The organism is Pseudomonas moraviensis subsp. stanleyae, assembly GCF_036283065.1.
GTDB classification, from domain to species: Bacteria; Pseudomonadota; Gammaproteobacteria; order Pseudomonadales; family Pseudomonadaceae; genus Aquipseudomonas; species Aquipseudomonas stanleyae.
Genome location: NZ_JAADJI010000007.1, coordinates 338,934 through 364,140 on the forward strand (window position 1 = coordinate 338,934; position 25,207 = coordinate 364,140).

Genomic DNA, 25,207 nt, shown 5'->3' on the forward strand with positions numbered 1-25,207 from the left:
AGCGGTCAAGCCCAGTGGTTTTCCCTGATGCGCAAGCGAACCCGCGTTATTTCACTTGCGTCAACTTCACACCCGTTTCAAGCATCTCGATCAGCGTCCGCAGGTATGTGAACCCCTGATCTTTTTTCTCCCAACGGTCTATGAACAGCAAGCCTTTGTCATTGACCTGGATCGGCGTGACGACGATGTCACCAGTTTTGGACTTGTGCACCAGACGGCTACCGCTCGGGCCTTCATTTTCGATGAGGAACAGGCCCGAATGGGTCAGTTTGCTACGGCTGACAGACGGGGTCAGGGCAGGTTTTTTCTTTCCGGTTACGGCTACGTTCATAAGAAAATCGTTTTGCAGGCCGCGGAAGTTGATTCCGCGCTTTTGTGTCACATCGGCGACGACTTCGCCTGCGCCGCGATGGACGTCTCGGGCCAGCTCAGGAGCGGTGTCGCGCACGTGCAGGCTGACGGCCGAAAGTGTATCGGCCAGACCCGGCACACCGAGGTTGTAATTGGTGTGCGCATTGCCAACGAGCGCCACCCACTTATGCGGCCCGTGGGCCAGTTGGTCTGCCTCGATCACCCGAGTGGCGAAATAGCTGAACATCTCGTTTCGCGAGATATCTGCGTCAGCAATGCCCTTGAGGTGGTAAGAGGCGGTGCAATCGAGCGCCCTGATGCGGATGTTGTACTTGGCCGCCGCCTGATAGACCGCCGTGTACGTATCGCTGCCGGTGTAAGTCGGCATCTGCCCTTGATCCTGACGATGCAGATACACCTTCAGCCTGTCCGGCATGAGCTGGTCCCGCAGAAAAATGTCGAGATCGGCCTGGTGCAGGTCGGTGAACAGGTGTTCCACATACAACGTGTCATACCCTGCATCCTTGAGTGCTTTCATGTGCTTTTTCAGCAGCGCTTTGCTCGACACATCGGCATGGGCTTCGCCGATCAGAAGATTCAAACGTCGGTCGGCCAATTGCTGCAAAAAAACTTCGAATGTGCAGTCGGAAGTGATCGCTGGCAGGATCGGCGCGTCGGGAGGAATGTAGTCGGTAAAAGCGTCTCTGGCGGTTTTTTCCAGCCGTTTGCGCTGGGCAAGAAAAGCGTCGTAGGCCGGTTTTTCACTGGCTACTGTCGGGGGGTAATTGGAGTCCATGGCGTGGGGCGTATGCAACATTTCAGCAATGTCGTCGCGCAATGGCGAAGCGATATCGAATTCGCTGAAATGGTCAACAGTGGCAGCTGTGGCCGGCGGCCTGGAGACGGGTAGAGGTGCCTTGTACGTACTCGGCATCTGCACGAGGTAATCACCTTGCGCTGGCGCGTCTGCGGCGGTGGCACCAGGCGCATCCCTGCCTATGCGTGCGGTTTGAGTCAAGCCGATATCTTCAACACGCACGGCGACGGCCTCATGCAGGTCGGCCAGGCCCGGCGTGTTGTCGAAGGTGGTCATGCGCGACTGCTCGGTCAGGACGATCCAGCGTTCTTCACCGGCTGCGGCGATATCGCCGGCAAGCGCCCTGTGCGAATAGAAGTTTCTGATGGAGTTGCTTCGCGGGGTCAAAGGCGAGACCTCGGACATCACCATGATCCCTTCGAGTTTATAACTGGTCGAGCCGTCCAGTGCGTGGATGCTCATGCCTTTTTCCCGGGCAGTGCGCACCAGCGCCAGGTAAGAAAATGCTGAGTCCGGCTGATACCCCATGGCTTTGTCGAGCCCCTTCAGATGTTTCTTGATATGGCGCCAGGAGCCGTTTTTGTTGAGCTTCTCCAGTTTGAGATGAAAAACGTCCCCTGGCAGGTATTCGAGAAACAGGTGCTTGTAGCCGTTCTCCACGAGCACGTCGAGATTGTCGATCAATACCTGTTTGCTGGCGATCGAACCGGGCTGCGCACCGATAACCAGATTCTTTGCGGTGAACGCGTCGCTGGTGATCAATTGCGCGAAGGTGGTATCGGCGGCAACCGCAGGGACCGGGGCGCGGGCGGGCAGGGGAGCGAGTTGAGCAAAGTGGCGCTTAGCGTCTGAGGTGATTTTTTCGACCTGTTGCAGATAGGCGATGCGCATGTTGGCCAGCCTGTCGACAACAGTCACCATGATGACGTGCGGCGAGACGCCCATGTAATGCTCGCCCATCTGCAGCAGTTTTTCCCGCGCTTGCGGCAGCAGCATCGTTTCGACGCGATCCCGGTACTTGGGCGCAACCCCATAGTCCTTGTGCGGACCGGGGCTATCGGGCACGGCTTCGTACTTCGGTGCACCGCCGGACAAGCCGCTTCGGACCATCACCCCGTCGGAATTACGTACGGTCAGAATCCCGCTCGAAAGCAGTCCTGAGCCATTCGGATCCGGGCGATAAAGCAAATAACGGCCCAGTGCGTCCGGGGTGTTGCTGGCGTAATACTCCTGCCCTCTGAAGACGACCGCATGCATATCGTCCCAGGCGGGATCAGTCGCCACTTGATCGACCAACGCCACAACGTTCGGTTGCTCGTCGCTGGCAGTGGCGACAGCCTGACGCAAGGGACGCCGGACGGGTTTGAGTGAACGCAGCGCCGGACGGAGATCCGTCAGCACCGCGCCGGCACTGTTGAACAGATAACCGAGCAAGTGCCGGAACGCTTCGTTGTTGTTGCCCTGCCGATAGGCATGCAGGGCGAGCATCGCGTCCTTGAAGGCCAGCAACAGACCGGTGCTCAGGCTCAACAGCGGGAAGGGGGCGGTGGCGATGGCCGCGACCCATTCAACGCTCGTCCAGATCAGGCCGGCGATCATTTCGGCACGACTGGTGGTGGTCGCATGGACGTTGTCGATCCGTCGTTGCAGCTTCATGTCGTACAGCGCCGAACGCAGGTCGCTGACGGCGTCGGCCGGTCGCATCGAGTCATAACGGGCGGGACTGGGGGTCGTTTTGTTGAGGTCTTTGGGCAGTTTCCTGCGGATGTTTTCCAGATGCGTGCGGACCCGGGTCTGGGCGCTGACACCCACGCGTGAGGTGAAGTATTCGATCATGCCCGATTGCTGCAGCAGAAAATTGAACAGGCGCGCTTCACGAAAACGCACGCCGTCCGGTGCGTCCGGCGTGTACAGCAGGACTGGCTTGTCGCCATGGCTGAACAGCCAGGTATCGATCACCCATTCGCCGTCGATCATCAGCCGGTGGATCGGGTACTTCGTCCGCGTCTGCCCCGACGTTTGATCCATGCTGGTGATGCTTTGCTGGAGCCATTGCAGGTCGCTGCTGGAGATATGTCCTTGCAGCTGGCATTCCAGCGCGGCGCTTTTCATCTGCCGCTGGGTGATCGCCAGTGTCGCGTTACGTCTGAAATCGTAGCCTTCGCTCTGCGAATGCTGCAGTTCCTTTTTGACTTTGTCGGTGTAGCGTTGGCCGATCCACACCCCTGTCACCGAGCGCGCGACATTCTGTGCGGTCAGGCTGCTGATATCGATGCCTTGCGGACCTTTGAAGTGCGCAGAACGCGAGAATTTCTGGTCGAGAAAACCGACACCGTCGGCGTAGCCATCGCGATACAGTCGGGTATACGTCAAAGGTTTCGGTGTCCATGAGGGCACGATCGATTTTGCCGAATACGCCCAGACGGTGTCAGGGTCGACGTCATTGGCGGGGCGCTTGAGCAAGCGGTTCAGGCTGATCTTCGCTTGCTCGTGTACGTAATCGTCAAACGTCTGGAAACGCCCGCCCGACAGCGGATGCTTATTGAACGCACGCAGCGCGCCCTCGGCGTCGTCGGTCAGCGTCGACAATTGCCGGCGGTTGGCTGCAGTGGTCGAGCGATACCACAACGGTGTGCTGAAATCATAGTCATCGACGCGTGTGGCGAGCACGTGTTCAGCCATCGCTTTGAGGCAGTCGAGATGGTTGCCGAGGTGATCGAAAGTGACCTTCTGGTGCTCCGCTGCTTCCGGCCTGAAACTCAGTCCCGACAAGACCTTGCGCAGAGCGGGGCGAAAGCGCATCGGCGCGCGGCTGATCAGATAGCCGGCCATGCTCTTGGCGGTGTCACTCTGCCTGGCCCAGGCCAACAGATGGGTCTGGCATTCGCGCTCACTGTCAAAGGCCTCGAACTGGCGTTCGCGGGGTGCTTGTGGCGTGCAGAGCAGAACACGTTTGACCGCACCGGACTGGTCGTTCTGCCGCAGCACCCAAAGGTCTTGCAGTTGCGCACCATGCAAAGACAGCGTGGCGGCGCGCAACTGTGAATCGCTGCCGCTGCGCAGGCGCTGGATCATTTGCAGGTCGCTGTCGAGCAGGTGCCCTTGCAGTGCTGCAGTATGGGCGAGCGCGACAATGCGCTGATCAAGCATCTGCTCGATGGCGGGTTTTATCGCCGAGCTTGCCTGCATTTGCGTCTGCAAGCGTGCGAAGTCGACGCGAGGTTGCAGATCCAGTGCCTGTTTGACCAACCAGGCGGGCGTCACTTGCGCATATTCGTCAGGTAACGGCAGGCCGTTGTAGGTCAGGCGGGTGTAGCGGAGAAATTCCGAGCCGGGCAACTCGTCGCCGGTGTGCGGGCCACGCAGGGTCAGCTCGAGCAGATTGCGCTCGTGCACATATACGCCGTATCCGGGGACGCGCCGATCGGTGGTGATCTGCAACTTGTGCGGTTCCAGATCGTCGATTTCCAGCTCATCGCTCAGACGTTCCAGCCATTGGTGGCGGGCCACGGCCATCAGGCTGACCGCCGGTCCCATCAAGTCAAGCAGGTCTTGCCGGGCCCGATTGTAGTTGCCCAGGTGCAGGGCCAGTTCGGCCCGCTTGACGGCGTTGGCGCTGCGGTACCAGTCCGGAGCGCTGTTGCGCAGATGCCGTTCGAACAGAGTTTGCGCCTGTAATGTCAGACGCGGGGTGAGATCCGGCAGCGCAGCGCTGATGGCGCGCTCCAGCTCGGCGATCAGTCGAGCGGCATCCTGCTGCGGATTGGCGACAAAACTCAACGCATGTTCGATATCCAGGGTGCGTTTTTCGATCAATGCATCGTAGATGTGCTCGAACAGCGGTTTGCTGTCGATGGGTGACAGCTGCAATGGCCAGATTCCTGCTGCACCGATTTCGTGGTAGCGGCTGGGCAGCATCTGCACTAATTCGTCACGACTGATGCTGTGCTTCATGGTGTCGAGCAGATGGGCGTCGAGATCGGCCAGGGAATTGAACAACTCCATGCCTCTGGCCGGGGTGAACAGAACCACGAAGCCAGCGCTCTGGTCGGTCAGCAGATCGCTGACCCTTGGGGTGTCTTTTTGCGTAACAACAAACGCCCCGGCCAGCTCGACAGTGGTGTGCTGGTAATTGAACTGCAGCGCATACATGGCCGGACGCAACAGAGGGCCCAGCGCCAGTTTCTTCATCAGCTCACCGGCCTGCGGGTGCAACAGGCGATCCTTGACGGCCTGTTGCGCCTCGTACTCCAGCGCGGTGAAGCCAGCATCGTATTTAAGGAAGGTTTTTGCCGGTTTGCCGTCGATCTGGTCACGCAGATCCATGTTGATCAGTTGCGTGTTGAGGCGGACTTTCAGCGTAGCGATCAGTTGCTTGCCTGTCTCGCTCTGCAGGTCGCTGGTTGCCAGCGCCTGATAGAGCGCGCGACTGCGTTGCAGATAGCTGTCGCGATAGGTTTTCAGCTGCTCTTCAATGCGTTTGAGATGGGCCTGCTCGGTGCTCGGTTTCTGCTCGGGCAACAGCGGGGTTGCGGTTTTGAAAATAAGACGGCCGATCTGGTTGAGGTCGTTTTTGATCTCTTCGGGTCTGGGCGCGGTGAGGGTGCTCATGGGCACGATTTCCATGCTGGGGATGAAGGGCCAGCATGGCGATCGAGGCATGGAGGAGGGTGGTAGTTATGTATCGGGCATGGATGGAAATTTCTTCCTCGCTCCAGACCTTTGCGCAGCGCAGTAACCATGTTTTTTCATGAAGCGTGCATTGCAGAGGACGGCGGGCCTGCTCGCGAAGAGGCCCGCCTGGCCAGCGCATATCAGACCTGCGCGCTGACCTCCCGACGATTCACCAACGCCTCGATCGCCCCACTCAAACTCGCTGCCTTGTCCCCCACCAGCAAGTGCCAGACGCCGCCGTCCAACTGGCTGACGCCCAGGCACCCCAGCCCTTTCAACTGCGCCTCGGACAATGCCTTGCCATCGGCCAGTTGCAGGCGAATGCGGGTCATGGCGATGCAATCCAGCTGCAGCACATTGTCGCCACCGCCCAGTGCGTTCAGCCATTGCTGCGCCTCGTTGCTGGTAAGTGCAACTGTCGTCGGCTCATCGGCAACTACTGCGGTTTCCACCAAAGCAGTACGACCCAGCGCAGGCATGGCCAAGCGGATTTCATCGGCAATGCTGTCCGCCAGCGGCCCGACCACGACCTGCAAACTGCCACCCTTGCCTGGACGCACCACGGCCATCGCGCCCAGCGCTTTCAGCTCGGCGTCCGAGGCCTTGTTGCGGTCGACCATTTCCAGGCGCAACCGTGTGGTGCATGCGCCGACGGTCAGCAGGTTGTCTGCGCCGCCCAGGGCTTTGATGTAAGCGCTGGCGCGTTCGGTTTCCGAGAGCACGGCTTTTTCTGCCGTGGCCACGTCTTCACGCCCAGGTGTCTTCAGGTTGAAGCGGCGGATACAGAAGTCGAAAACCAGATAGTAGATGGCCGCGTAAGCCAGTCCGACAGGTACCACCAACCAGCCATTGGTCGACTTGCCCCAGCCGAGAATCATGTCGATGAAACCACCGGAAAAGGTGAAGCCCAGATGGATGTTCAGGCCGTTGGTGACCGCCATCGACAGCCCGGTCAGCAGCGCGTGCAAGAGGAACAGCAGCGGCGCGAGAAACATGAAGGCGAATTCGATCGGCTCGGTCACACCGGTCAGGAACGAGGTCAGCGCCATCGACAGGAAGATCCCGCCCATCACCTTGCGCCGCTCCGGCAGGGCGTTGCGGTACATCGCCAGGCATGCGGCGGGCAGGCCGAAGATCATCATCGGGAACATGCCGGTCATGAACTGGCCGCCCTTCGGGTCGCCGGCAAAATACCGCGACAGATCGCCAGTCACCAATGCCCCAGTGGTCGGATCGGTGAAGTTGCCGAAGACGAACCACGCCATGTTGTTGAGGATGTGATGCAGGCCGGTGACGATCAGCAGGCGGTTGAACACGCCGAAGACGAAGGCGCCGATGCTGCCGCTTTCCATCATCAGCGCGCCGAACGCATTGATGCCCTGCTGGATCGGCGGCCAGATATAACCGAACAGCACGCCCAGACCGACTGCCGCGAACCCGGTGACAATCGGCACGAATCGCCGGCCACCGAAGAACGCCAGATACTCCGGCAGCTTGATGTCCTTGAAGCGGTTGTACAGCGCGCCGGCCAACAGGCCGCTGACGATGCCGGCGAGCATGCCCATGTTGATCGTCGAGTCGAGCACCTTGAGCGTGGAGATCATCACCAGATAACCGATCACCCCGGCCAGGCCGGCGGTGCCGTTGTTGTCCTTGGCGAAACCGACGGCGATGCCGATGGCGAAGATCATCGCCAGGTTGGCGAAGATCACTTGCCCGGCATCGTGAATGATCGCGATGTTCAGCAGATCGGTGTCGCCCAGGCGCAGCAGCAGGCCGGCGATCGGCAGGATCGCGATCGGCAGCATCAGCGCGCGGCCGAGGCGTTGCAGGCCTTCGATGAAGAGTTGGTACATGGTGGTTCTCCTGCTCTTTGAAGAGAGCTTGTTGTTAGGGCAACGGCCAGTTCTGACGGCAGGCGTGCCGCACCGCGGCGGCGCTGGAGAGCTTGAGCAGGTCGCGGCTCAGGCGCTGACATTCGGCTTCGTGCAGCTGGCGCACACGGTCCTTGATCTCACCGATCTGCACCGGGCTCACCGACAGCTCGGTAACGCCCAGGCCGATCAGCACCGGCGTCGCCAACGGGTCGGAGGCGAGGGCGCCGCAGACGCCGACCCAGCGCTTGTGCACCGCCGCGCCTTCGCAAGTCATGGCGATCAGGCGCAGCAGCGCTGGATGCAGGGCGTCGACCCGCGCCGCCAGCCCGGCGTGATCGCGGTCCATGGCCAGGGTGTATTGCGACAGATCGTTGGTACCGATCGAGAGAAAGTCGGCGTGTTCGGCCAGTTGTTCGGCTTGCAGCGCGGCGGCAGGAACTTCGATCATCACGCCGATCTGCGGACGCTCGGCAATGCCCAGCTCAAGGCACAAGGCATCAACGCGCTGGCGGATCTGCAGCAGTTCGTCGACTTCAGTGACCATCGGCAACAGAATCCGGCATCGCTGCAACGGCTTGACCTGCAACAGCGCGCGCAGTTGCTGATCGAGGATGTCCGGGCGCGCCTGCGCCAGACGAATACCGCGCAGGCCGAGCACCGGGTTGGCTTCGGCAGGCAGCGGCAGGTAGTCGAGTTGCTTGTCGCCACCGACGTCGATGGTGCGGATGATCACCGACTTGTCGCCCATGGCATCGATGACCGCTTGATAGGCGCTGCGCTGTTCTTCGACGTCCGGTGCAGTCTGACGATCGACGAAGAGAAACTCGGTGCGCAACAGGCCGACGCCATCGGCACCGTTGGCAAAAGCGTCCGTCGCTTCGCTGCTTGAGGCGACGTTGGCGACCACTTCGATGTGCACGCCATTGCGCGTTTCGGCAGGCAGATGCGCCTTGGCTTGCTGGCTTTCGCGGCGCTGCTGGTGCTCGATCTGCGCCTGTTGCACGTCGGCCAGGCGTTGCGCATTCGGCGTCAGTTCGAGACGACCGCCGTCAGCGTCGAGCACCACGGCCTGATCTTGCGGCTGCTCAAGCAATTGCGCGCCCAAAGCCACGAGGCACGGCAGGCCTTTGCCGCGCGCCAGAATCGCGACGTGCGAGGTTGCGCCGCCCTCGGCCATGCACAACCCGGCGACACCTTCCGCGCTGAGTTGCAGCAGATCCGATGGGGTCAGTTCCTGGGCGGCGACGATGGCGCCGGCCGGTACCTGGTATTGCCAGGCCTCCCCAAGCAGGGCGCGCAGCACGCGTTGCTTGAGGTCGCGCAAATCGTTGGCGCGTTCGGCCAGCAGCGCACTGCCGATACCTTGCAGCATGTCGCACTGCGCGTCGATCGACTGACTCCAGGCGTGAGTCGCCGCGGTGCCTTGCACGATGAACTGCTGCGCAGCGTCGAGCAGAGCCGGGTCTTCGAGCAGCGCCATGTGCGCGGCGAAGATCGCTTCTTCGTCGGCGTTCCTGTGCTTTTTCGCTTGGGCGAGGGTGGCGGCGATTTCGCTGCGCACTGCGTTCAATGCCGTTTCGAGAAGCTGCTGCTGTTGCTCCGGATCGTGATTGCCCGCATCCGCCGGCAGCGTGATCGCGTTCAAGCGAAACAACGGCCCGGCGACCAGCCCCGGCGCCGCGCAAACGCCGTGCAGCACGCCAGCCTCGGCCGGGCGTTTCGGCGCCGCAGTGCGGACCGGCGCTTGCGCGTGATGATCCTCCGGCAGTGCCGTGGCCAATGCGCTGAGCAAGGCTTGCAATGCTGCATCGGCGTCCGGGCCCTGACAACTGACCTGCACCTCATCCTGTTCTCCGATCGCCAGCCCCATCAGCCCGATCAGGCTGTTGCACGGCGCCGATTTGCCATTGAAGTGCAGCTGTGACCGGCTGTTGAAACCCTGAGCAGTCTGGCGGATCAGCGCAGCGGGACGCGCATGCAAACCGCCGCGATGAGCGACGCGCATTTGACCACGAACCTCAGGCCCGCCGCTTATATCGGTATTCGCCGCGACAACGTTGCGCGCGATGATGTGCAGCAGCGGCTCGCCGACTTTCACCGCTTTGAGGGTGATCGGCCGCACCTGAAAATCCGCGCTGTTGGTCAGGATCAACAGGCTGACCAGGCTTTTGCAGTGCTGGCCGACCTTGTCCAGGTCATAGCGCAACAGCGGCTGACCGAGGCTCACGCGATCGCTTTCCTTGACCAGCATGGCAAAACCTTCGCCGTTCAGCTCAACGGTGTCGAGGCCCAGGTGCAGGAGGATTTCCGCGCCGTTGTCGGCGCGCACGGTCACCGCGTGGCTGCTGCGCGCGACGTGGATGATCACCCCGGCGCAGGGCGAATACAGCGTGTCGTTGAGCGGGTCGATGGCGATGCCGTCGCCCATCGCGCCGCTGGCGAACACCGCGTCCGGGACGTTGGCGAGCGTCAGCACGGGGCCGCTGAGCGGGGCGCTGAGGGTCAGCTCTTTATTGTTGTCGGGCATGGCTGGATCTCATCAGATGAATCTCGGTGGTCAATGCGTGCGGGTCACTTTGCTCAAATGGCGCGGCTGATCCGGGTCCATGCCCCGCGCCACGGCCAGGCCTGCGGCCATCACGTAGAAACTCTGGATCGCCAGAATAGGGTCGAGGGCCGGGTGCTCGGCGCGGGTCAGGGTCAGGTCGCGCTCGCTGACGTCATCCGGGGCAGCGAGCAATACCCGGGCGCCGCGTTGACGCATTTCTGCCGCGAGGCTCAGCAGGCCGGCTTGCTCGGCACCGCGAGGGGCGAAAACCAGCAGTGGATAGTGCTCGTCGATCAACGCCATCGGCCCGTGACGGACTTCGGCGCTGCTGAACGCTTCGGCCTGAATCGCCGAGGTTTCCTTGAATTTCAACGCCGCTTCCTGGGCGATGGCGAAACCGGCGCCACGGCCGATCACCATCAGGCGCTCGCAATCGCGCAGCGCTTCGATGGCGACGCTCCAGTCCTGTTTTGCGGCTTCGCGCAAACCTTCAGGCAGCGCGTTGCCGGCCTCAAGCAATTCGCTGTCCTCTTTCCAGTGCGCAATCAAACGCGCGCTGGCGCTGAGGGTGGCGATGAAGCTCTTGGTCGCGGCGACGCTGCTTTCAGTCCCGGCAAGCAGCGGCAGGCTGAATTCACAGGCCGCTTCCAGTGGCGAATCGGCGGCATTGACCATTGACACGCTCAGCGCGCCACGCTTGCGCAACAGGCGCAGGCTGTTGACCAGGTCCGGGCTCTGCCCCGACTGCGAAAACGCGAAGGCGACCTGACCGCTGACCTTCAGGGGCGCTTGCTGCATGGTCACCACCGACATCGGCAATGAGGCCACCGGCACGCCCAGTTGCTGCATGGTCAGGTAGGCGAAGTAGCTCGCCGCGTGGTCGGAGCTGCCTCGGGCGACGGTCATCGCTACTTGTGGCGGCTGCCGGCGCAGGCGCCCGGCGATCTCGATCATCGGCGCATCGAGCTGTTGCAGTTGGGCTTGCACGGCCTCGAACGAGGACAGCGCCTCTTCAAGCATTTTTGAAGTCAATGTCTTCTCCTTCGACCGTGACGGCGGTCAGTGTGAGTGAGCGATCGAACCGCACGCAGTCGGCCCAGGCACCCGGGGCAAGGCGCCCGCGTTCGGGAATGCCGAGGTAGTCGGCGGGAAATTGCGACAGACGCTGCGAGGCTTCGCTGATCGGCAGACCGATCTTCACCAGATTGCGCAGGGCCTGATCCATGGTCAGGGTGCTGCCGGCCAGCGTGCCGTCGGGCAGGCGCACGCCGCCCAGGCATTTGGTCACGGTGTGGCTGCCGAGCTTGTATTCACCGTCGGGCATGCCGGCGGCGGCGGTCGAATCGGTGACGCAATACAGGCACGGGATCGAGCGCAGGGCCACGCGAATGGCGCCAGGGTGCACGTGCAGCAGATCGGGGATCAGCTCGGCGTATTTGGCGTGGGCCAGCGCCGCGCCGACGATGCCCGGCTCGCGGTGATGTAGCGGACTCATCGCGTTGTACAGGTGAGTGAAACTGGTCGCACCGGCAGCCAGCGCGGCGACGCCTTCCTCGTAACTGCCGAGGGTGTGGCCGATCTGCATGCGGATGCCACGGCTGCTCAGCTCACGGATCAAGGCATCGTGACCGGCGATTTCCGGGGCGATCGTAATCACGCGGATCGGCGCCAGCGCCAGATATTCTTCGACTTCGGCGATCAACGCGGTGTGGGCGAAATTGGGTTGGGCACCGAGTTTTCCCGGGTTGATGTACGGGCCTTCAAGGTGCACGCCAAGCACTCGCGCGGCGCCTTTCGGACGCTGTTCGCAGAATTCTCCTACCTCTTTAAGGACGCTGGAGATCTCGGCGCTCGGCGCAGTCATGGTGGTGGCCAACAGCGAAGTGGTGCCAAAACGCACATGGGTTTTGCTGATGGTTTCGAAGGCGCTGGCGCCTTCCATGATGTCTTTGCCGCCGCCGCCGTGGACGTGCAGATCGATAAAACCGGGCAGCAGATAGGGCAGATCGTTATCGGCCGGATCGCAGGGCACGCCTTCGATCGACACGAGCTTGCCGTGTTGGTGAATCAGCCGGCCGCGAACCCAGCCGCTGGCGGTGAGGATGTTGTCTTCTGACATTTTCGTTCTCGCTTGGGGCCGCGCTCAGCGGCGCAGCTCTGCAACAAAGTCGTAGTAATCGTTGCGGCAATAGGTGTCGGTGACTTCGATCGGCGTGTTGTCTTCCAGATAGCCGACCCGGGTCATCAGCAGCATGGCGGTGCCGGGGGCGATGCCGACCAGGGCGGCGAACTCGTCAGAGGCGTTGATCGCCTGGATGTGCTGGAGGGCGCGGACGATCGGTTTGCCGATGCCGTCGAGATATTCGTAGAGCGAATCGCCCACCGCTTGCGGCTTGGGCATGATCGACGCGGGCAGGGTGCTCATTTCAATCGCCATGACCGTGTCATCGGCTTTGCGCAGACGCTTCATGCGCGCGACCTTGTCGTTCGGCGACAGGCCGAGGCGGATCAGTTCTTCGTGGGTCGGCAGGGTGATTTCCCGCTCCAGCCATTTCGAGCTGGGTACGAAGCCTTTCAAACGCAGCATTTCGCTGAAGCCGGAAAGACGTGACAGCGGTTGTTCCAGGCGGGGGGTGATGAATGTTCCAGAGCCTTGCAGCCGGCGGATCAGACCTTGATCGAGCAAGACTTCCAATGCCTTGCGCGCGGTGACCCGGGAGATGCCGAGCTGGTCGCTGAGGTTGCGCTCGGACGGCATTGCCTGTTCGGCCTTCCACTGCCCGGCATGAATCGCCGCTTCCAGATTGCGCGCCAGCTGCAAGTACAGCGGCGTCGGCTGGGCGTCGTCAGGACGTAGGGATTGGAGGTCGTTCATGTAGGTCGTTTCCGCTGCGAGTATAGGATTGTTGTGGCTCGCTTGTGGGGCGGAAACTAATACCACTTGAATACCATGTCAACGCAGGTAAATGGCTTGTAACCCGCGAATATCGGGGCTTTAGGGGGTGGTGGTCTTAAGTGGTATTAGCGGTGGACGTTGAAAAGCAAAAGATCGCAGCCTTCGGCAGCTCCTACAGTGGGAAGTGGTATCAACCCTGTAGGAGCTGCCGAAGGCTGCGATCTTTTGATTTATTTTTTTGCGGGCGACCAGCGGTCGAGGTTACGGACGAATCTCGATCATCGTGCCGTCGGGCACCAGGTTCCACACTTCACGCATATCGACATTGCGCATGGCGATGCAGCCATCGGTCCAGTCGAGGGTGTGGAACAGCTGCTCCGGGTTGTCTTCCGAGTCCGGAGTGCCGTGGATCATGATCATCCCGCCTGGCTCGACACCTTCGCGGCGGGCGCGGGCGGCATCGCTGATGTTCGGGTAGGAGATGTGCATCGACAGGTTGAATTTCTCGCTGGTCTTGCGCCAGTCGATCCAATAGAAGCCCTCGGGTGTGCGTTTGTCGCCTTCGATCAGTTTCGGGCCTTTTTTCGCGCCCTTGCCCAGCGAGATGCGATAAGTCTTCAGTGGCTTGCCGTCGGCAATCAGTTGCAGTTGGTGGGCTGATTTGAGGACCAGGATTTTTTCGATCAGCGGGGTGTTCGACGGCGTCACGGTGGTCACGAATGACGCTTGCGAAACGCTGACGAACGACAGGCAGAACAGGGCAAGCAACCAGCGCATTGAAACGATTCCCCAGGGAGTGACGCAATCAGGTTTTAGGTGGGAGCTGCCGAAGGCTGCGATCTTTTGATCTTCTAGCCAACAATCACCGGCTGAACCAATGGCGGAATCGATTCCGAACGTACCGGATACTTTTCGACGCGCCGATCAGCGAAGAAGCATTCTAAGGTACGCCCGACCGTGCGGAAAGCCAGCTCGTCCCAAGGGATGTCGGCCTCATCGAACAGCTGCACTTCGAGGCTTTCCGGCCCGGCAGCGAACTGCAGATCGGCCAGTTCGGCGCGAAAGAATACATGCACCTGGCTGATGTGCGGTACGTCGATCAGCGTGTAGATGCTCAGGTTGCGCACCCGGGCGCAGGCTTCCTCGGCGGTTTCGCGGATGGCGGCCTGTTCGATCGTCTCGCCGTTTTCCATGAAACCGGCGGGCAGTGTCCAGTAACCGAGGCGCGGCTCGATGGCGCGGCGGCAGAGCAACACTTTTGTACCCCAGGTCGGCACGCAACCGGCGACGATATTGGGATTCTGGTAGTGAATGGTCTGACAGCTGTCGCAGACAAATCGCAGCCGCGAGTCGCCTTCGGGAATGCGCTGGGTGACCGGGTTACCGCAGTGGCTGCAAAATTTCATGCTCGGGTTCCTGAATGCTGCGCCTATCTTGGCGTGCAGCGGGGGCGGTCGGCAAGTTGTCGTTTCGCGACACGACGGGTTTCGGGGGCTTGGGCGCTCGCTTTGATTGGTGCATGATGCGGAGCAAGGCACCGATCGAGAACACTCATGCTGGACGAGCTACTGCATAGGGTAAGCAACCACACACCGCGCACGCTGGAGACCGACGCACGTTTCCCCGAAGCCGCCGTGCTGGTGCCGATCACCCGCAGTGACGAACCGGAACTGGTCCTGACCCTGCGCGCCAGCGGGCTTTCGACCCACGGCGGCGAAGTCGCCTTCCCCGGAGGGCGCCGCGACCCGGAAGACCCGGACCTCATATTCACCGCGCTGCGCGAAGCCGAAGAAGAGATCGGCCTGCCGCCGGGCCTGGTCGAAGTCGTCGGCCCGCTGAGTCCGCTGATTTCCCTGCACGGCATCAAGGTAACGCCGTATGTCGGGGTGATTCCCGACTTTGTCGAATACCAGCCAAATGATGCCGAAATCGCCGCCGTCTTCAGCGTACCGCTGGAATTCTTCCGCAAGGACCCGCGCGAACATACCCATCGGATCGACTATCAGGGCCGCAGTTGGTATGTGCCGAGCTATCGCTTCGGCGAGTACAAGATCTGGGGCCTGACGGCGATCATGATCGTCGAGTTGATCAACCTGCTCTATGACGCCAAAATCAGCCTGCACCGACCGCCGAAAAGCTTTATCGATACCTGAGCCGTCGTTCGAACGGCCGTGAGCCCTGAGGAAAACAAGATGAAATACCGCCTGGGCGACGCCCGTGTCGAAACCCATCCACAGAGCTGGGTCGCGCCCAATGCCGTGCTGGTGGGCAAGGTTCGCCTGGAAGAGGGCGCCAACGTCTGGTTCAACGCCGTATTGCGCGGCGACAACGAACTGATCCTCATCGGCAAGAACAGCAATGTGCAGGACGGTACGGTGATGCACACCGACATGGGCTATCCACTGACCATCGGTGCCGGCGTGACCATCGGCCACAACGCCATGCTTCACGGTTGCACGGTCGGCGATTACAGCCTGATCGGCATCAACGCGGTGATTCTCAACGGCGCGAAGATCGGCAAGAACTGCATCATCGGCGCCAATTCGCTGATCGGCGAAGGCAAGGAAATTCCCGACGGTTCGCTGGTGATGGGCTCGCCGGGCAAGGTCGTGCGTGAACTCACCGAGCCGCAGAAAAAGATGCTCGAAGCCAGCGCCGCGCACTATGTGCATAACTCGCAGCGTTACGCCCGCGATCTGGTTGAGCAGGAACAATGACGACTGTCGAACGACCCGTCGCCTCGCCGTGTGTGAATATTTGCGCGCTGGATGAAGATGATGTTTGCACCGGATGCCAGCGCACGGTCGCAGAGATCACCCGCTGGGGCCGCATGAACAACGACGAGCGCCGGGTGGTGCTGGGGTTGTGTCATGAGCGGGCGAAGGCGAGTGGGTTGGTCTGGATGATTCCCGCGAAGTCAGGCTTCTGAGCCACCGCTTTCGCGAGCAGGCTCGCTCCCACCTTGAAAATGCCTTCCACTGTGGGAGCGAGCCTGCTCGCGAAGACGTCGGTCCTGTCACCGCACCTATTGGCGCAATACCAGCGCTCGAGTAACCTGTGCGCCAAATCGACAGGCCGCCTCCATGATCTTCCTCATCGCCTATATCAGCAGCGTCGTGCTGATCAACTTCGCCTTTTCCACCGCACCGCACCTGGACATCATCTGGTCGGCCTGGGGCGGATTGGTGTTTGTCCTGCGCGACATGGTGCAAACACGCTTCGGTCATGGCGCGATCGTGGCGATGCTGGCGGCGCTGGTGCTCTCCTACATCACTTCCGACCCTTCCATCGCGCTGGCCAGCGCCACGGCGTTTGCGGTCTCCGAGTGCATCGACTGGCTGGTGTTCAGCATCACCAAGCGGCCGTTGCGCGACCGCTTGTGGATCAGTTCGGCGCTGAGCATTCCGCTGGATACCTTCATCTTTTTCGGCATGATCGACGCCTTGACACCACCGGTGATCATCACTGCGCTGGCTTCGAAGTTCGCCGGCGTCACCGCCGTCTGGCTGATCATGGCCTGGCGTGATCGCAAACAGGCTGTCGCCAGCTGAAGCCAAACCCTCGGGTTCATGTAAAATGCCGCGCTTTCTCCCCATGGAAAGCGCACTTGCGTGGCTTTCCTCGATGATCCGCTTCCTTTGAGGACCTGAGATGACCCGTATCGGAACTCCATTGTCGCCAACCGCGACCCGCGTATTGCTGTGTGGCTGTGGTGAGTTGGGCAAGGAAGTGGTAATCGAACTGCAGCGCCTGGGCGTTGAAGTGATTGCCGTCGACCGCTACGCCAACGCCCCGGCCATGCAAGTCGCCCACCGCAGCCACGTGATCAACATGCTCGATGGCGCTGCTTTGCGTGCAGTCATCGAGGCTGAGAAGCCGCACTTCATCGTGCCGGAAATCGAAGCCATCGCCACCGCAACGCTGGTCGAGCTGGAAGCCGAAGGCTTCACCGTGATTCCGACCGCGCGCGCCGCACAGCTGACCATGAACCGCGAAGGCATCCGTCGCCTGGCCGCCGAAGAGCTGGACCTGCCGACCTCGCCGTACCACTTTGCCGACACCTTCGAGGACTACAGCAAAGCCGTTCAGGACCTGGGTTTCCCTTGCGTGGTCAAGCCGGTAATGAGTTCGTCGGGCAAGGGCCAGAGCCTGCTGCGCAGCGCCGATGACGTGCAGAAAGCCTGGGATTACGCGCAAGAGGGCGGGCGCGCCGGCAAAGGTCGGGTGATCATCGAAGGCTTTATCGATTTCGATTACGAAATCACCCTGCTGACCGTGCGTCACATTGGCGGCACCACCTTCTGCGCACCGGTCGGTCACCGTCAGGAGAAGGGCGACTATCAGGAATCCTGGCAGCCACAGGCCATGAGCCCGATTGCGCTGGCTGAATCCGAGCGCGTTGCCAAAGCAGTCACTGAAGCGTTGGGTGGCCGTGGTCTGTTTGGCGTCGAGCTGTTCATCAAAGGCGATCAGGTGTGGTTCAGCGAAGTCTCGCCGCGCCCGCATGACACCGGTCTGGTGACGCTGATTTCCCAGGACCTGTCGCAATTCGCTCTGCACGCCCGCGCCATTCTTGGCCTGCCGGTACCGCTGATCCGTCAGTTCGGCCCGTCGGCGTCGGCGGTGATTCTGGTGGAAGGCCAGTCGACCCAGACTGCATTCGCCAATCTCGGTGCTGCGCTGAGCGAGCCGGACACCGCGCTGCGTCTGTTCGGCAAGCCGGAAGTGAACGGTCAGCGCCGCATGGGCGTGGCGCTGGCACGGGACGAATCGATCGAAGCTGCTCGCGCCAAGGCCACTCGTGCGTCGCAGGCTGTTGTTGTAGAGCTGTAAACCGAGTCGCGGCAGCTATTCGCGAGCAGGCTCGCTCCCACATTTGGAATGCATTTCCCTGTGGGAGCGAGCCTGCTCGCGATAGCTATCTATCAAGCGACACGATTCAGGTCATTGCCACGGGTTTCCTTCAGGCACAACACCGCAATCAAGCTCAACACCGCTGCCGCCGACACGTACCCGCCGACATAGCTCAACCCACCCATCGCCACCAGTTTCTGCGCAAAGAACGGCGCCGCCGACGCCCCGACGATGCCGCCCAGGTTGTACGCCGCTGAAGCGCCGGTATAACGCACATGGGTCGGAAACAGCTCAGGCAACAGCGCGCCCATCGGTGCGAACGTCACGCCCATCAAAAACAGCTCGATGCACAGAAACAGCGCCACGCCCCAGGTCGAACCCTGGGTCAGCAACGGTTCCATCAGAAATCCGGACAGAATCGCCAGCACGCCACCGATGATCAGCACCGGTTTGCGCCCGTAACGGTCGCTGGCCCAGGCGGATAATGGCGTCGCTGCGGCCATGAACAACACGGCAAAGCACAACAGGCCGAGGAAAGTCTCGCGGCTGTAACCCAACGTGGACACGCCGTAGCTCAGCGAGAACACTGTCGAGATGTAGAACAGCGCATAACAGACCACCATCGCCGCCGCCCCGAGCAGGGTCGGCGCCCAGTATTGGCTGAACAACTCGACCAGCGGCACTTTCACCCGTTCCTGACGGGCGATCGCGTTGGCGAATACCGGCGTTTCATGCAGCTTTAGGCGCACATACAGGCCGACCATCACCAGCGCCGCGCTGAGCAGAAACGGAATGCGCCAGCCCCAACTGCGGAACTGCTCGTCATCCAGGGTCATGGCCAGGGTCAGGAACAGGCCGTTGGCTGCAAGAAAACCAATCGATGGCCCGAGCTGCGGGAACATGCCGAACCAGGCACGTTTGCCCTGCGGCGCGTTTTCCGTGGCCAGCAGCGCCGCACCGCCCCATTCTCCGCCAAGGCCCAGACCCTGCCCGAAGCGCAGCACACACAGCAGAATCGGCGCCCAGGCACCGATGCTGTCGTAGCCCGGCAAGACGCCAATCAAGGTTGTGCACACCCCCATCAGCAGCAGTGAGGCAACCAGCGTCGATTTGCGCCCGATGCGGTCGCCGAAGTGGCCAAACAGCGCCGAACCCAGCGGTCGGGCGAGAAAGGCGATACCAAAAGTGAGAAACGCCGAAAGCATCTGCGCCGTGCCGGAGGTCTGCGGAAAGAACACCGGCCCGATTACCAGCGCCGCAGCAGTGGCATAAACGTAGAAGTCGTAGAACTCGATCGCGGTGCCGATAAAACTGGCCGTGGCCACGCGGGTGGCAGAATTGGTCGGCTGGGCAGGCGCGGTTTCGCTGTAAGCGGTATGGGTCGTCATGCGGTGATCCCTGACAGTCATGAGCTCCAGTGGAGCGAATTATTATGGTCGAACACCCAGGGATGTGGGGTAGGGCGCGAGCGCTGTTTCGAGTAGGAACAGTCGTCGGTTTGCAGCGGAAACAGTCGGGATCCGGGTAGTGCCGGGTAAGCACAGGGAGCGACGGCGCTTGGGTAAGCGCCTCGATTATAGGAAGGGGGCTAACGATCAAACAAGCGCAAAAGATCGCAGGGTAGGAGCTGCCGAAGGCTGCGATCTTTTGATCTTCTATCGGGCAGGCACTAAAGCAGGCACCGATGAAGTCAGCCAGATCAACACCTTGCTCACCCGATTCTCCTCGGTCTCGAGGATTTCCAGTCGATAACGCCCGATCTTCAGACACACCGCGCTTTCCGGAATGGTTTCCAGCGCTTCGGTGACCAGACCATTCAACGTCTTCGGCCCATCGCTCGGCAGATGCCAGCCCAGGCACTTGTTCAGATCGCGGATCGACGCGGCACCATCGATCACCATGCGCCCGTCGGCCTGAGGATGGATGTGCGGGTTGTCGAGGCTGTGCTCGCTTTCGAATTCGCCGACGATCTCTTCGAGAATGTCTTCAAGGGTGACGATGCCCAGCACTTCGCCGTACTCGTCCACGACCATGCCGAGGCGGCGTTGCTGCTTGTGGAAGTTCAGCAGTTGCAGCTGCAACGGCGTGCTTTCCGGGACGAAGTACGGCTCGTAGCTGGCGGCCAGCAGCGCCTCGCGAGTCAGTCCGCCATTACTGAGCAGGTGGCCGATCTGGCGGGTGTTGAGCACCGCTTCGACCTGATTGATGTCACTGTGAAACACCGGCAGACGCGTGCGCTTGTTCTCGCGCAGTTGCTCGATGATCTCTTCGATCGAATCGTCGAGGTTGATACCGTCGACGTCACTGCGCGGCACCAGGATGTCGTTGACCGTGATGTTGTCCAGCGCATGAATGCCCGACACTGGATGGGCGCGCACCGGATGTTCGGGGTCATCATTGTGATCGGCCGGCACCTCGTCCTCGCTCTGTTGCACCACCTGAGCCTTGCGCGTGAATGGGGTCATCAGCAAGGCGCTGAGGCGGCTGAACAGCCACGCGAACGGATAGACGATTTTCATCGGCACGGCCAGCAGGGCATTGCCGAACGCCAGCACGGCGTCGGGATAGCGCCGGGCCACGGTGCGCGGGAAATAATCGGCGAACACCAGCAGGATTGCACCGGCGCCAAGGCAGGCCGCCCACGGGCCATTTTCTTCGCAGAGAAAAATCGCCAGCAGCGTCGCGATGATTACCGCCAGGGCGCGGCACAGGGTGTTGCAGAGGATCAGGCTGTCGAGCGCAAAGTTCAGCTTCGCCAGCGGTTTATCGCCGGCGCGCGAGGCGACACGTTGCGCGAGCAGATGCTGTTGCGCGATTTCGACGGCGGTAAACAGCCCCGACCATAAAATCAGCAGGACAAATACCGCGAGCATCGGCCCTATGGGCAAACCGTCCATTTATGCCGCCCGTCAGATGTGCAGAATGTATTCACGAACCAGTTTGCTACCGAAGTACGCCAGCATCAGCAGGCAGAAACCGGCGAGGGTCCAGCGAATCGCCTTGTGGCCACGCCAGCCCAGACGGTTGCGGCCCCACAGCAGCACGCTGAAGACGATCCACGCAAGGCAGGCCAGCAGGGTCTTGTGCACCAGATGCTGGGCAAACAGGTTCTCGACGAACAGCCAGCCGGAGATCAGCGACAGCGACAGCAGCGTCCAGCCGGCCCAGAGAAAACCGAACAGCAGGCTCTCCATGGTTTGCAGCGGCGGGAAGTTCTTGATCAGCCCGGACGGGTGCTTGTGCTTGAGCTGATGGTCCTGCACCAGCAACAGCAACGCCTGGAACACGGCGATGGTGAACATGCCGTAGGCGAGGATGGACAATAGAATGTGGGCGAGGATGCCCGGCTCTTCATCGATGATCTGCACCGTGCCGGTCGGCGCGAACTGCGCCAGCAATACCGTGATCGCGCCCAGCGGGAACAGCAGCACCAGCAGGTTTTCCACCGGGATCCGCGAACAGGCGAGCAGGGTCAGGGCAATCACCGCGGCGGCAATCAGGCTCGAGGCGCTGAAAAAGTCCAGGCCCAGGCCGATCGGGGTCAACAGATGAGTGAGCAGGCTGGCGCCGTGGGCGAGCACAGCGAACACGCCGAGGCTGACCAGCAGGCGCTTGTTCGCCTTGGCGCCGGTGGCCAGGCGGGTACTTTGATAGACGGTCGCAGCGGCGTAGAGCAGGGCGGCGGCGAGGGTGGTCAGCAAACTGGGTGACAAGGGGAGCATAAATCCTGTTAGGCGAGCCCGAAAGGCGCTGAGTTTGGCATAGAACCGCCACGGCACGAAAGACTCCGCAAGCTGACGGCGAGGTGTCCGCCGGCCGCAGTCTTCGCTATAATCCGCGACCTGCCCACGCCGCAGGCTCGCCGAGCACATGTTGATTCCGGTCTGGGCCGCCATTATCCCGGTTCGTACAGGGCCTGAAAGGATCGCGCAATGTTTGAAAACTTAACCGACCGTCTCTCGCAGACGCTGCGCCATGTCACCGGCAAGGCGAAGCTGACCGAGGACAATATCAAAGACACCCTGCGTGAAGTGCGCATGGCGTTGCTCGAAGCTGACGTCGCACTGCCGGTGGTCAAGGACTTCGTCAATTCGGTCAAGGAGCGCGCTGTTGGCACCGAGGTGTCGCGCAGCCTGACGCCGGGCCAGGCGTTCGTGAAGATCGTCCAGGCCGAACTCGAAAGCCTGATGGGCGCGGCCAACGAAGATCTGAACCTGAGCGCTGTTCCTCCTGCCGTGATTCTGATGGCCGGTCTGCAGGGTGCGGGTAAAACCACCACTGCCGGCAAGCTGGCGCGCTTCCTTAAAGAGCGCAAGAAGAAGTCGGTCATGGTCGTCTCGGCGGACATCTACCGTCCGGCGGCGATCAAGCAACTGGAAACCCTGGCCAACGACATCGGCGTCACGTTCTTCCCGTCCGACCTGAGCCAGAAGCCGGTCGACATCGCCAACGCGGCTATTAAAGAAGCAAAACTGAAATTCATCGACGTGGTCATCGTCGACACCGCCGGTCGTCTGCACATCGATGAAGAGATGATGGGCGAGATCAAGGCGCTGCACGCCGCGATCAATCCGGTCGAAACCCTGTTCGTGGTCGACGCCATGACCGGTCAGGACGCCGCCAACACGGCTAAGGCCTTCGGCGATGCGCTGCCGCTGACCGGTGTGATCCTGACCAAGGTTGACGGCGACGCCCGTGGCGGTGCCGCACTGTCGGTGCGCGCCATCACCGGCAAGCCGATCAAGTTCATCGGTATGGGCGAGAAGAGCGAAGCCCTCGATCCGTTCCACCCTGAGCGTATCGCCTCGCGCATCCTCGGCATGGGCGACGTGCTCAGCCTGATCGAGCAGGCTGAAGCGACCCTCGACAAGGACAAGGCCGACAAACTGGCCAAGAAGCTGAAAAAGGGCAAGGGCTTCGACCTCGAAGACTTCCGCGATCAGCTGCAACAGATGAAGAACATGGGCGGCCTCGGCGGCCTCATGGACAAACTGCCGAGCATCGGCGGCGTCAACCTGTCGCAGATGGGCAATGCCCAGAACGCCGCAGAGAAGCAGTTCAAGCAGATGGAAGCCATCATCAATTCCATGACCCCGGCCGAGCGCCGCGACCCTGAGCTGATCAGCGGTTCGCGCAAGCGTCGGATCGCCATGGGTTCCGGCACGCAGGTGCAGGACATCGGCCGCTTGATCAAGCAGCACAAGCAGATGCAGAAGATGATGAAGAAATTCACCGCCAAAGGCGGTATGGCGAAAATGATGCGCGGCATGGGCGGTATGTTGCCCGGCGGCGGCATGCCGAAGATGTAAGACGCTCCGTCTGACTCGTTTCTGCTTATGTATGGCAAGTGAATGGGTGAGGCGGGCACAAGATCCGCGCCGGTCGTCGCACCGGCGCAGACCCTGCAAGGACGCAGGATCAACAGCAAACCCGCACTCGGCGGGAGCTGACTGGCCGTTTTCATCGACGGCTCTCTATGCAAATCCGCACGGCATGCCATGGGCGCCGGAAAAAGTCATTTGCAAAAGTCCGGATATTCCTTAGAATATGCGGCCTTTCGGGCACCCATGCCCGCTGTGCATTTAGATTTGCAGCACCGACTACAGGAACGATGTTCACATGCTAACAATCCGTCTTGCCCTTGGCGGCTCCAAAAAGCGCCCGTTTTACCACCTGACCGTAACCGACTCGCGTAACCCGCGTGACGGCTCCCACAAAGAACAGGTTGGTTTCTTCAACCCTGTTGCCCGTGGTCAGGAAATCCGTCTGTCCGTGAACCAAGAGCGCGTTGCCTACTGGCTGAGCGTTGGTGCACAACCTTCTGAGCGCGTTGCTCAGTTGTTGAAGGAATCTGCCAAGGCTGCGGCCTGAGCAATATGAACGCGACGCCAGCTCCTGCCGATGATTTGATCGTTATTGGCAAAATTTATTCTGTTCATGGCGTTCGCGGCGAAGTGAAGGTTTATTCCTTTACTGATCCGACTGAAAACCTGTTGCAGTACAAAACCTGGACGCTCAAGCGCGAAGGCAATGTCAAACAGGTCGAGCTGGTCAGTGGACGCGGGAGCGACAAGTTCCTGGTCGCCAAGCTCAAGGGTCTCGATGATCGTGAAGAAGCTCGTCTTCTGGCCGGTTATGAGATCTGCGTGCCGCGCAACCTGTTCGCTGAATTGACCGAAGGCGAGTACTACTGGTACCAGCTGGAAGGTCTGAAGGTCATCGACACCCTTGGGCAACTGCTCGGGAAAATCGATCATCTTCTGGAAACCGGCGCCAATGATGTAATGGTCGTCAAGCCTTGCGCTGGCAGCCTGGATGATCGCGAACGCCTGTTGCCCTATACGGAACAATGCGTGTTGGCCGTCGACCTGGAAGCGGGCGAGATGAAGGTGGATTGGGACGCGGACTTCTGAACGTGGCTAACTTGCGCGTAGAAGTGATCAGTCTGTTTCCCGAGATGTTTTCCGCCATTGGCGATTACGGCATCACCAGTCGTGCGGTCAAACAGGGGCTCTTGCAGCTGACCTGTTGGAATCCGCGAGATTACACGACGGATCGGCATCACACTGTGGACGATCGCCCGTTTGGCGGTGGTCCGGGCATGGTGATGAAGATCAAGCCCCTGGAAGATGCTCTGGCCCAGGCCAAGGCAGCAGCCGGGGAGGCGGCGAAGGTGATTTACCTGTCCCCCCAAGGCCGTCAACTGACTCAGTCGGCGGTACGCGAGCTGGCACAATCGGATGCATTGATCCTGATTGCCGGCCGCTACGAAGGCATTGACGAGCGCTTTATTGAGGCTCATGTCGATGAAGAGTGGTCGATTGGCGACTATGTACTGTCTGGCGGCGAGCTGCCGGCCATGGTCCTGATCGATGCGGTTACACGACTGCTGCCTGGAGCTTTAGGGCATGCGGATTCCGCTGAGGAAGATTCCTTTACGGATGGTCTGCTGGATTGCCCGCACTACACCCGACCGGAGGTGTATGCGGATCAGCGTGTTCCCGACGTGTTGCTGAGTGGCAATCACGCGCATATCCGGCGTTGGCGTTTACAGCAGTCCCTTGGTCGGACCTATGAACGACGCGCCGATCTTCTGGAAAGCCGCTCGCTTTCTGGAGAAGAGAAGAAGCTGCTCGAGGAATACATCCGCGAGCGGGACGATAGTTAACAACGTATCGATGGTAGATCGA

Annotated in this window: 20 protein-coding genes; 9 read left to right on the forward strand and 11 right to left on the reverse strand. The window is 61.0% G+C overall.

The genetic code is table 11. The features are described from left to right. Positions 1-46 precede the first annotated feature (46 nt). From GXB78_RS15085 to GXB78_RS15120, 8 genes are all read right to left on the reverse strand, one after another. Positions 47-5,779, reverse strand: coding sequence for a membrane-targeted effector domain-containing toxin (locus GXB78_RS15085; protein WP_329515944.1), 5,733 nt, complete (start codon positions 5,777-5,779; stop codon positions 47-49). Between the two features lie 203 nt (positions 5,780-5,982). Beyond that, positions 5,983-7,698 (reverse strand): N-acetylglucosamine-specific PTS transporter subunit IIBC, encoded by a 1,716-nt coding sequence (nagE, locus tag GXB78_RS15090; RefSeq protein WP_329515945.1) that lies wholly within the window; start codon positions 7,696-7,698, stop codon positions 5,983-5,985. A gap of 34 nt (positions 7,699-7,732) precedes the next feature. Beyond that, positions 7,733-10,246 carry a phosphoenolpyruvate--protein phosphotransferase gene (ptsP, locus tag GXB78_RS15095; protein ID WP_329515946.1) on the reverse strand — a complete coding sequence of 838 codons (2,514 nt, stop codon included), beginning with the start codon at positions 10,244-10,246 and terminating at the stop codon, positions 7,733-7,735. 30 nt (positions 10,247-10,276) lie between these two features. Beyond that, complete coding sequence (locus GXB78_RS15100; protein ID WP_329515947.1) at positions 10,277-11,299, reverse strand: SIS domain-containing protein; 1,023 nt, start codon at positions 11,297-11,299, stop codon at positions 10,277-10,279. Further along, on the reverse strand, positions 11,280-12,386 hold the full coding sequence (gene nagA, locus GXB78_RS15105; RefSeq protein WP_329515948.1) for an N-acetylglucosamine-6-phosphate deacetylase: 1,107 nt from the start codon (positions 12,384-12,386) through the stop codon (positions 11,280-11,282). Before nagA ends, GXB78_RS15100 begins: the two co-directional genes overlap by 20 nt. A gap of 24 nt (positions 12,387-12,410) precedes the next feature. Next, the gene (locus tag GXB78_RS15110) at positions 12,411-13,142 is read right to left on the reverse strand and encodes a GntR family transcriptional regulator (protein WP_065615855.1); all 732 of its coding nucleotides are present in this window, start codon (positions 13,140-13,142) and stop codon (positions 12,411-12,413) included. 282 nt (positions 13,143-13,424) lie between these two features. Beyond that, positions 13,425-13,940 (reverse strand): L,D-transpeptidase family protein, encoded by a 516-nt coding sequence (locus tag GXB78_RS15115; RefSeq protein ID WP_329515949.1) that lies wholly within the window; start codon positions 13,938-13,940, stop codon positions 13,425-13,427. A gap of 74 nt (positions 13,941-14,014) precedes the next feature. Then, complete coding sequence (locus GXB78_RS15120) at positions 14,015-14,569, reverse strand: NUDIX hydrolase (RefSeq protein WP_329515950.1); 555 nt, start codon at positions 14,567-14,569, stop codon at positions 14,015-14,017. A gap of 147 nt (positions 14,570-14,716) precedes the next feature. Between GXB78_RS15120 and GXB78_RS15125 the strand changes: the two genes are divergently transcribed. From GXB78_RS15125 to purT, 5 genes are all read left to right on the forward strand, one after another. After that, on the forward strand, positions 14,717-15,316 hold the full coding sequence (locus GXB78_RS15125) for a CoA pyrophosphatase (RefSeq protein ID WP_329515951.1): 600 nt from the start codon (positions 14,717-14,719) through the stop codon (positions 15,314-15,316). Positions 15,317-15,355: 39 nt separating this feature from the next. Continuing rightward, a complete protein-coding gene (locus tag GXB78_RS15130; protein WP_329515952.1) occupies positions 15,356-15,880 on the forward strand; it encodes a gamma carbonic anhydrase family protein in 525 nt (174 codons plus the stop codon). After that, positions 15,877-16,092: a DUF1289 domain-containing protein gene (locus GXB78_RS15135; RefSeq protein ID WP_329515953.1), complete on the forward strand. Its 216-nt coding sequence runs from the start codon at positions 15,877-15,879 to the stop codon at positions 16,090-16,092. The genes GXB78_RS15130 and GXB78_RS15135 overlap by 4 nt, the downstream gene beginning before the upstream one ends. Positions 16,093-16,246: 154 nt before the next feature. After that, positions 16,247-16,714 carry a VUT family protein gene (locus GXB78_RS15140; protein WP_016771544.1) on the forward strand — a complete coding sequence of 156 codons (468 nt, stop codon included), beginning with the start codon at positions 16,247-16,249 and terminating at the stop codon, positions 16,712-16,714. A gap of 100 nt (positions 16,715-16,814) precedes the next feature. Beyond that, the gene (gene purT / locus GXB78_RS15145) at positions 16,815-17,996 is read left to right on the forward strand and encodes a formate-dependent phosphoribosylglycinamide formyltransferase (protein WP_024011715.1); all 1,182 of its coding nucleotides are present in this window, start codon (positions 16,815-16,817) and stop codon (positions 17,994-17,996) included. A 92-nt stretch (positions 17,997-18,088) separates the two neighbouring features. Here purT and GXB78_RS15150 read toward each other — a convergent pair whose 3' ends face one another. From GXB78_RS15150 to GXB78_RS15160, 3 genes are all read right to left on the reverse strand, one after another. Further along, entirely contained in the window at positions 18,089-19,405 is a 1,317-nt protein-coding gene (locus tag GXB78_RS15150; RefSeq protein WP_329515954.1) for an MFS transporter, read from the reverse strand. Between the two features lie 267 nt (positions 19,406-19,672). Then, positions 19,673-20,914 (reverse strand): CNNM domain-containing protein, encoded by a 1,242-nt coding sequence (locus GXB78_RS15155; protein WP_329515955.1) that lies wholly within the window; start codon positions 20,912-20,914, stop codon positions 19,673-19,675. Positions 20,915-20,926: 12 nt separating this feature from the next. Further along, positions 20,927-21,739, reverse strand: coding sequence for a cytochrome C assembly family protein (locus GXB78_RS15160; protein ID WP_016771539.1), 813 nt, complete (start codon positions 21,737-21,739; stop codon positions 20,927-20,929). A gap of 210 nt (positions 21,740-21,949) precedes the next feature. Between GXB78_RS15160 and ffh the strand changes: the two genes are divergently transcribed. From ffh to trmD, 4 genes are all read left to right on the forward strand, one after another. Then, on the forward strand, positions 21,950-23,326 hold the full coding sequence (gene ffh, locus GXB78_RS15165; protein WP_007967791.1) for a signal recognition particle protein: 1,377 nt from the start codon (positions 21,950-21,952) through the stop codon (positions 23,324-23,326). Between the two features lie 310 nt (positions 23,327-23,636). Beyond that, positions 23,637-23,888 carry a 30S ribosomal protein S16 gene (gene rpsP / locus GXB78_RS15170; protein ID WP_003185073.1) on the forward strand — a complete coding sequence of 84 codons (252 nt, stop codon included), beginning with the start codon at positions 23,637-23,639 and terminating at the stop codon, positions 23,886-23,888. 5 nt (positions 23,889-23,893) lie between these two features. After that, the gene (gene rimM, locus GXB78_RS15175) at positions 23,894-24,430 is read left to right on the forward strand and encodes a ribosome maturation factor RimM (RefSeq protein WP_016771538.1); all 537 of its coding nucleotides are present in this window, start codon (positions 23,894-23,896) and stop codon (positions 24,428-24,430) included. Between the two features lie 2 nt (positions 24,431-24,432). Further along, positions 24,433-25,185, forward strand: a complete 753-nt coding sequence (trmD, locus tag GXB78_RS15180) for a tRNA (guanosine(37)-N1)-methyltransferase TrmD (protein ID WP_038860625.1) — start codon at positions 24,433-24,435, stop codon at positions 25,183-25,185. Positions 25,186-25,207 lie beyond the last annotated feature (22 nt).

Bases quoted from the DNA above. Each gene is read 5' to 3' on its own strand.
- GXB78_RS15085 (WP_329515944.1), bottom strand. From the start codon at position 5,779: ATGAGCACCCTCACCGCGCCCAGACCCGAAGAGATCAAAAACGACCTC.
- nagE (WP_329515945.1), bottom strand. From the start codon at position 7,698: ATGTACCAACTCTTCATCGAAGGCCTGCAACGCCTCGGCCGCGCGCTG.
- ptsP (WP_329515946.1), bottom strand. From the start codon at position 10,246: ATGCCCGACAACAATAAAGAGCTGACCCTCAGCGCCCCGCTCAGCGGC.
- nagA (WP_329515948.1), bottom strand. From the start codon at position 12,386: ATGTCAGAAGACAACATCCTCACCGCCAGCGGCTGGGTTCGCGGCCGG.
- GXB78_RS15110 (WP_065615855.1), bottom strand. From the start codon at position 13,142: ATGAACGACCTCCAATCCCTACGTCCTGACGACGCCCAGCCGACGCCG.
- GXB78_RS15115 (WP_329515949.1), bottom strand. From the start codon at position 13,940: ATGCGCTGGTTGCTTGCCCTGTTCTGCCTGTCGTTCGTCAGCGTTTCG.
- GXB78_RS15120 (WP_329515950.1), bottom strand. From the start codon at position 14,569: ATGAAATTTTGCAGCCACTGCGGTAACCCGGTCACCCAGCGCATTCCC.
- GXB78_RS15125 (WP_329515951.1), top strand. From the start codon at position 14,717: ATGCTGGACGAGCTACTGCATAGGGTAAGCAACCACACACCGCGCACG.
- GXB78_RS15130 (WP_329515952.1), top strand. From the start codon at position 15,356: ATGAAATACCGCCTGGGCGACGCCCGTGTCGAAACCCATCCACAGAGC.
- GXB78_RS15135 (WP_329515953.1), top strand. From the start codon at position 15,877: ATGACGACTGTCGAACGACCCGTCGCCTCGCCGTGTGTGAATATTTGC.
- GXB78_RS15140 (WP_016771544.1), top strand. From the start codon at position 16,247: ATGATCTTCCTCATCGCCTATATCAGCAGCGTCGTGCTGATCAACTTC.
- purT (WP_024011715.1), top strand. From the start codon at position 16,815: ATGACCCGTATCGGAACTCCATTGTCGCCAACCGCGACCCGCGTATTG.
- GXB78_RS15150 (WP_329515954.1), bottom strand. From the start codon at position 19,405: ATGACGACCCATACCGCTTACAGCGAAACCGCGCCTGCCCAGCCGACC.
- GXB78_RS15155 (WP_329515955.1), bottom strand. From the start codon at position 20,914: ATGGACGGTTTGCCCATAGGGCCGATGCTCGCGGTATTTGTCCTGCTG.
- GXB78_RS15160 (WP_016771539.1), bottom strand. From the start codon at position 21,739: ATGCTCCCCTTGTCACCCAGTTTGCTGACCACCCTCGCCGCCGCCCTG.
- ffh (WP_007967791.1), top strand. From the start codon at position 21,950: ATGTTTGAAAACTTAACCGACCGTCTCTCGCAGACGCTGCGCCATGTC.
- rpsP (WP_003185073.1), top strand. From the start codon at position 23,637: ATGCTAACAATCCGTCTTGCCCTTGGCGGCTCCAAAAAGCGCCCGTTT.
- rimM (WP_016771538.1), top strand. From the start codon at position 23,894: ATGAACGCGACGCCAGCTCCTGCCGATGATTTGATCGTTATTGGCAAA.